Here is a 6484-nt window from a genome sequence, read left to right as displayed (position 1 = left end):
GGTTGGGGGGCCTAGAACGTGCCGAAGCGCTCGTAGGCCTCGAGCGGCGACATCCCGTCGCGCACGGCATCTCTGATCGCGTTCTCCGTCCCGACCTTGGTCTCGGCCGCGACGAGCACCTCCGCCGCAAGCGCCCCCGGCACGACGACGACCCCGTCCTCGTCGCCGACGACCCAGTCCTCGGGCTCGATGCGGACGGTCCCGATCGTGATCGGCACCTGTGTCGCGGTCACCTCCCAGCGCCACGTCGAGTCCTCGGGCGTGACGAACCGGGTGAAGACCGGCAACCCGAGAGCCTCGATCAGGCGCACGTCGCGGCAGCCGCCATCGATCACGCAGCCGGCGACGCCGCGGCGCGCGAGCGACGTCGCCGAGAGCTCCCCGAAGTGGGCCGAGCGCTCCTGGTGGCACTGGTACACCGCGACGTGCTCCGGAGGCACCTCGCCGAGCATCCGCAGCGTCTTACGGATCGCTCCGTCCCAGTCGTCGTGCTCGGAGGGACGGCCCTCGACGGTGAACGCCCGTCCGGCGACCCGCATCCCCGCCGCCAGCGGCCGGATCGAAGGAGGCAGCGTCTGCTCGCGTCGGCCGAGGTCGTCGAGGACGTCGACGAGGGCCGCCGTCGGCACCACTGCGAACCGTCCGCGCACCGTCTCCTCCGCCTCAGCCCGCGACGACGACCATGCGATCGGACTTCACCCGGGACATCCTCGTGATGCTTCCGTCGGGGTAGCGGACGACGACCCGACGGACGGACGTCGCCGCGCCGAGCCCGAAGAGCAGCCGCGGATCGTCCGACGAGAGGTAGCTGCTCCCCGCGCGCGCAACGCGCACGATCCGGCGGCCGTCGGGGAGGAGGGCCGTGACCACTGCGCCGGGGACGAACCGCCGGAGCGACACCTCGAGCCAGTGACCCGGGGCGCCGTCATTGCGGAAGAGCTGCAACCGGCCCCCGATCGTCGCGAGCGCGACGTCGGGATCGCCGTCGTTGTCGAAGTCCGCGACCGCGACCCCGCGGCCGTTCCTGCGCCCTGACGCGCCCGTCTCGAGCTCCCGCACACGACCGCCGTCGGTGGTGACGACCCGCAGCCGCTGCGCGTCCTTCGCGAGGCTCGTCACGGGGATGGAGCCGTTCGCGAGGACGAGCTCGGGGTTGCCGTCGAGGTCGAGATCCGTCCAGCTCGCGCCCCAGCCGGTGAACTGCTGGCCGAGCGCCGGCGCGAAGTCCGGTCGCGCGTCGACAAAGGCTCTCCCGGCGCGACTGCGGTACGCAGCGTGCAGCTGGCCGCGAGAGTTCGTCACGAACAGATCCTCCCGCCCGTCGCCGGAGTAGTCGCCCGCCGCGATCCCCATCCCGGCGCCCGGGTCGGCGAGCCCCTCCGTCCGGCCGCGCTCCACGAGCCGGAAGCCGAGCCCGCGCGGGTCGGCCGCCGCGCCGCCCGGCCAGGGCTCGTTGACGTAGAGCCGGTTCGGGTCGAGGTCGTTCGCGACGTAGAGGTCGAGCCGGCCGTCGCCGTTTGCATCGGTGAAGGTCGCGCCGAGACCGTGGTCGAGGCGCCGCGCCTCGAGCCCCGCGGCGCGACCGATCTCGCGGAACGTGGGGTGCGTCCCGGCGCCTCCCTCGTTCAGGAAGAGGAGGTCGCGGACGCCGGCGTGATCGGCCGGGAAGCCGGACTCGGAGCCCGGCAGGCGGTGGTTGACGTCGGTGTAGCCCGCGACGAACAGGTCGAGCTTCCCGTCGCCGTTCACGTCGGCCACCGCTGCCCCCGTGTGCCAGCCCGGCTCGTCGATACCGGCTTTCTTCGCGCCCTCGGTGAAGGTGCCGTCACCGTTGTTCCAGAGGAGGGCGTCGTACGCGTTCCGCGCGACGTCGTAGCTCGCCGTGGTCACGACGAGGTCGGTCGTCCCGTTGCCGTCGAGGTCGGCGGCGACGCAGCCGCTGCCCCGCATCTCGAGCCCGGTGCCCGTCGAGGCGGTGACGTCCACGAAGCGGCCCTTCACGTTTCGGTAGAGCCGGCTCGACGGAAGGCCACCGTGCGAGTCGTACCCGGGCACGTCGCTCTGGGCGTAGGAGTTGACGACGTAGAGGTCCTGCCACCCGTCGCCGTCGTAGTCGAGCCAGCAGAGGCCCCCGCCCATCATCGCGCCGGTGTCGACGGACACGCCGTACCGGAAGGCGCCGTGCCGGAAGTCGAGCCCGACGCTCGCCGCGACGTCCGTGAGCCTGAACCGGGCCGGCACGGCGGCGGCTCGCGTCGGAGCCCGCTCCGCCTCTCCCCGTACGCCCGAGACGAGATAGCGGCCGCCGGTCGCGACGAGCTCGAAGGTCCGCACGACTGGCTGCGGCTCGTCCCGTCGCACGACGACCGCAGCAGACCGCCCGTACGTCGTCGTCTGCGACTTGCCGGTCAGCGTGGCGAGAATCAGCGGCGGCCCCTGTCCCTTGCCCCGCTCGAGCCGGAGCCGGACGCGCTCGGCGTCGTACGTCGCCACGTCGAGCGTGCCGTTCCGGCCGGCGTCGATCCGCCGCCAGAGCTCGGCGAGCCAGGAACCCGTCGCCGATCGTCGCGCCGACGCCTTGTCGCGCGCGCGAAGGGACTCCGCCGCGTCCCCGAGGTCGGCGACGAACGCCGCGGCGACCCTCCGCGCGGTCGCGTCGTCGATCGCCGCGACGCCCTTCCCCGAAGCGACCGTCACGTGGGGGACACGGCCAGAGGCGAGCGCCGCGGGCACGTCGGCGGCCGCCGACGAGAGCACCCCCGCGACTGCGACCGCGCCGCCGGCCGCGAGCGCCAGGACCCCGACGGTCGCGAGCTGGACGCGTCGCGTGCGACCGCCCGTCCAGGCCACGATCCGCGCGAACGGGGCCCGCCCTCCCGCCAGGACGAGCAGCGGGCGCGCGGCGCAGACGATCGTCAGCGACCCCAGCACCGCGAGCTTCGCCGAGAACTCGCTCGTCCACGGCGCGATCAGGAGCGGGGCGACGAGGCCGACCGAGATCGCGTACGCCAGGCGGCCGCGCCTCGTCTCCGGGATCGTCCGCGGATCCGTGATCATGAAGAAGAGGAAGACGAGGACCTCGGGTGACGTGACGAGCGTCCACCAGAGCTCGCGGCCCCCGATCGGCCCGAGGTGCCACGCGGCCGTCATCTCGTGCCCGGTCGCCGCGAGGACCGCGATGCCGGCCGCGAACGTCAGCCAGAACCCCACGGCGATCGGCGTCAGGTGCAGGCGCGCGAGGATCGCGAGGCCGCCGCCGACGATCAGGACGAGCGCGAGGGCGAGCCACACCGACATCGGCCCCCACCAGAACGGCAGCGGGTCGGCGCGCTCGGGGCCGAAGAGCACGAAGCAGAGGACGAGGCCGATGTTCGACGGGTTGAAGATGTGGCGACCGCGAAAGGTGATCACGTACTTCGAGAGGAGCCCGACCGCGGCCGTCCCGGCGAAGAGCCACCAGCCGTTCATGCTCCACCAGTCGCCGTGCTCGGTGCCCGGCACCCGGAGCACGAACGCGACGCCGTTCCCCGTCAGGAGCGCGCTCGCCGGCCACATGAGGACCTTCTGACGGCGGAGGGCGATCGCGACCTCGAGCACCGCGCACGTCACGAGCGAGACGAGAATCTGGGCGATCGAGAGCTGGAAGTCGAACGCGGTCTGCCCCAGCACCTGGAGCGTCACGATCACCGCGGCGAGGTGGAGTCGCGGGTCGCGCAGCGTCGGGAGCAGCACCGGGTACGAGGTGCCGCGGATCCGCAGCGACGGTCTCCCGGGCGCGGCGATGGCCGGAGCGCTCATCGGCGACAGATGGTACGCGCGTCCGTGCGACGCGCTCAGTCCGCCCAGAAGCCCTCGAACGCACCCGGGTCCGACGGCAGCGCGAGCACCTCGCGCACGAGGCCGTCCTCGAGGCGGAATAGCAGCACCTGGTCGAGGTCGAGCCGCCGTCCGAGCCGTTCTCCCGACGCCCGGTAGAGCGCCGCGGCCCGCGAGTCGCTCGCGAGGACGTCCACGAGGTGCGACGCGTACGTCCCGTCCGTCTCCTTCGGCAGCCGCGCGAGGAAGCGGAAGATCTCCTCGCGCCCCCGGTAGACGCCCGCCATCGCACCGTCGCCCGGAACCGTCCAGACGGCATCGGCTGCGAAGAGGTCGCGGAACGCAAACCCCTGCTTCCGGGCGAAGGCGTCGAAGATCCGCCGGACGATGGCCTCGTTCGCGGCGCGCGCGTCAGCCGTGGGCACGGCTGCGCTCCCACTCCTCGATCAGGCCCTCGACGTGCCGTCGTTGGGCCTCGGTGAAGTCGAAGAGATCGAGGAGCCTCCGCGCCTCGGACGGATCGTCGTTCGCGACCGCCGCCTCGAGGTGCTCCCGCTGTGGCGTCGGCTGCCGGAGCTGGCGGCGCAGCCAGCGCAGGAGGCTCACAGTGGCCTGGTCGGTCATCGCGCGCTTACGCTACTCGGGTGGACACCTATCTCGCGATCGCCAGCCGCCGCGACCAGCGGCGGTATCGCCCGGAGCCGCTCTCCGACGACGTCGTCGGGCGCATCCTCGACGCCGGCCGCCTGGCAGGCTCCGCGTCCAACCGGCAGCCGTGGACGTTCGTCGTGCCCGAGGGCCGAAGCCGCGTCGAGGCCGTCGCCAAGACGGTCTACGTCCCGGACAACGTGCTCGGGGCCGGTCTCGTGGTCGCAGTGGTGGTGACGGGAAAGGGACCGGTCTCGTTCGATGCCGGCCGTGCCGCGCAGAGCATGCTCCTCGCGGCGTGGAACGAGGGAGTCGCGTCGTGCCCGAACGGCATCGCCGAGCGAGACGCGCTGCACGCCACGCTCGAGCTCGGCGAGGAGGAGACGCCGGTGATCGTGCTGACGTTCGGGCTGCCCGAACGCCTGCGCGACCCGGCGTCCCGGACGGCCGAGGACTGGAGCGCACGCGCGAACCGGCGGCCGCTCGGCGACGTGGTGCGGCGGCTCCCGTGACGGTGCCGCTCCGCGGCGGCGTCGACGTCGGCGGCACCAAGATCCAGGCGGTCGTCACCCGCCGCGGGGGCAAGGTGGTGGGCCAGGCGCGGAGGAACACGCCGACCGGCGGGCCCGAGGCGGTCGCGCGCGATGTCGCGCTCACGATCACCGAGGCTGCGACGAACGCCGGCCTGCGCGTCCGCGAGCTCACGGGCGTCGGCGTGGGCGCTCCGGGCGCGGTCGACGGCTCGACCGGCACCGTGCAGCAGGTGCCGAACATCGACGACTGGCAGGGCCCGTATCCCCTCGGGCCGGTCCTCACCGAGCGGCTCGGGATCCCCGTCACCGTCGGCAACGACGTGAGCGCAGCCGTCGAGGCCGAGCGGCGGTACGGAGCCGGTCGCGGCACGCGATCGTTCCTGGGCGTCTTCTGGGGAACGGGCGTGGGCGGCGGCCTCGTGCTCGACGGAAGGCTCGTGCGAGGCCGCGGCTCGGCCGGGGAGATCGGGCACGTTTGTGTGAAGCCCGGCGGCCGTCGCTGCAACTGCGGCCTCCGGGGCTGCGTCGAGGCCTACGCGGGGCGGGGCGCGCTCGAGCAGCGGGCGAGGCGCGAGGCGCGGAAGCGGAAGACGATCCTCTTCGAACTGCAACACAAGCGCGGCCGTGACACCCTCACGAGCGGCATCTGGCTGAGGGCGCTCGACGCGCGCGACGCCGTCGCCACCGAGCTGCTCGACGAAGCCGTCCAGGCGCTCGGCGTCGCGATCGGCAGCGCGGTCACGCTCCTCGACGTCGAGCTCGTCGTCATGGGCGGCGGCCTCGGAGAGCGACTCGGCGCCTCGTGGCTCGGGCGGATCGAGAAGGCGGCGCGGCGGCACACCTTCTTCCGGGAGGCGCCTTCGTACCGCCTCGCCGAGCTCGGCGACATGGGTGGCGCGATCGGCGCCAGCCTCCTCGCCCGCCGAGCACTCGAATCGGAATGACTTCGTCGGCAGGCGCAGCGCGTCGCCCGAGGCGTTCGACGGCATGAGGCTTCGTTGCCGTTCGAGTTCTGAGCCCGGTTGACACTCGAGCACGGCGCCGTTTAGTTTGGGCGCCTTCCATACAAACGCCGCCGATGTCCCCATTCCCATCCCCTCGTGGAGCCTCGCTTCCCGCCGACCAGACGACGGTGCGCCGGGCGAACCTGTCCGTCGTCCTCCGACACGTCGCGTCGGCGGGCCCACGGTCGCGCGCCCAGGTCGCGGCGGAGACAGGGCTCACGCGCGGCACGGTCTCGAGCCTCGTCACCGAGCTGATCGCACTCGACCTGCTCCGAGAGACGGGCGAGGCCACGGCGCCCCGCGGCATCGGACGCCCGGGGGTCGCCATAGAGCTCGCCGACGTCGTGGTCGGGATCGGGCTCGAGGTCAACGTCGACTACCTCGCGGTCTCGGTCGAGGACATGACGGGCGCCGTCCGGTACGAGCGCCGGGCGCACCGCGACAACCGCGGAGGTGCGCCGGGGCCCGTGCTCGACCGGCTCG

At 73.1% G+C, this 6484-nt stretch carries 7 protein-coding genes; 3 read left to right on the top strand and 4 right to left on the bottom strand.

Translation table 11 applies throughout. The features are described from left to right. Positions 1-11: 11 nt before the first annotated feature. The 4 genes from VNM44_RS12135 to VNM44_RS12120 are packed head-to-tail and all read right to left on the bottom strand — an operon-like array spanning position 12 to position 4440. Positions 12-650, bottom strand: a complete 639-nt coding sequence (locus VNM44_RS12135) for an RraA family protein (protein WP_325626146.1) — start codon at positions 648-650, stop codon at positions 12-14. A 13-nt stretch (positions 651-663) separates the two neighbouring features. Then, entirely contained in the window at positions 664-3798 is a 3135-nt protein-coding gene (locus VNM44_RS12130) for an FG-GAP-like repeat-containing protein (RefSeq protein WP_325626145.1), read from the bottom strand. Between the two features lie 35 nt (positions 3799-3833). Next, positions 3834-4241 (bottom strand): nuclear transport factor 2 family protein, encoded by a 408-nt coding sequence (locus VNM44_RS12125; protein WP_325626144.1) that lies wholly within the window; start codon positions 4239-4241, stop codon positions 3834-3836. Then, positions 4228-4440 (bottom strand): hypothetical protein, encoded by a 213-nt coding sequence (locus VNM44_RS12120; protein ID WP_325626143.1) that lies wholly within the window; start codon positions 4438-4440, stop codon positions 4228-4230. The genes VNM44_RS12125 and VNM44_RS12120 overlap by 14 nt, the downstream gene beginning before the upstream one ends. 20 nt (positions 4441-4460) lie before the next feature. Between VNM44_RS12120 and VNM44_RS12115 the strand changes: the two genes are divergently transcribed. From VNM44_RS12115 to VNM44_RS12105, 3 genes are all read left to right on the top strand, one after another. Further along, complete coding sequence (locus VNM44_RS12115; RefSeq protein ID WP_325626142.1) at positions 4461-4976, top strand: nitroreductase family protein; 516 nt, start codon at positions 4461-4463, stop codon at positions 4974-4976. Next, complete coding sequence (locus VNM44_RS12110) at positions 4973-5941, top strand: ROK family protein (RefSeq protein ID WP_325626141.1); 969 nt, start codon at positions 4973-4975, stop codon at positions 5939-5941. The genes VNM44_RS12115 and VNM44_RS12110 overlap by 4 nt, the downstream gene beginning before the upstream one ends. Before the next feature lie 134 nt (positions 5942-6075). Beyond that, positions 6076-6484: helix-turn-helix domain-containing protein (locus VNM44_RS12105; protein ID WP_325626140.1), on the top strand; the 409-nt coding region annotated here is incomplete at its 3' end.

The organism is Gaiella sp. (genome assembly GCF_035558935.1).
Lineage (GTDB): Bacteria > Actinomycetota > Thermoleophilia > Gaiellales > Gaiellaceae > Gaiella.
Note: the sequence above shows the minus strand (reverse complement) of the source record. Positions and strands in the feature narration are given on the sequence as shown.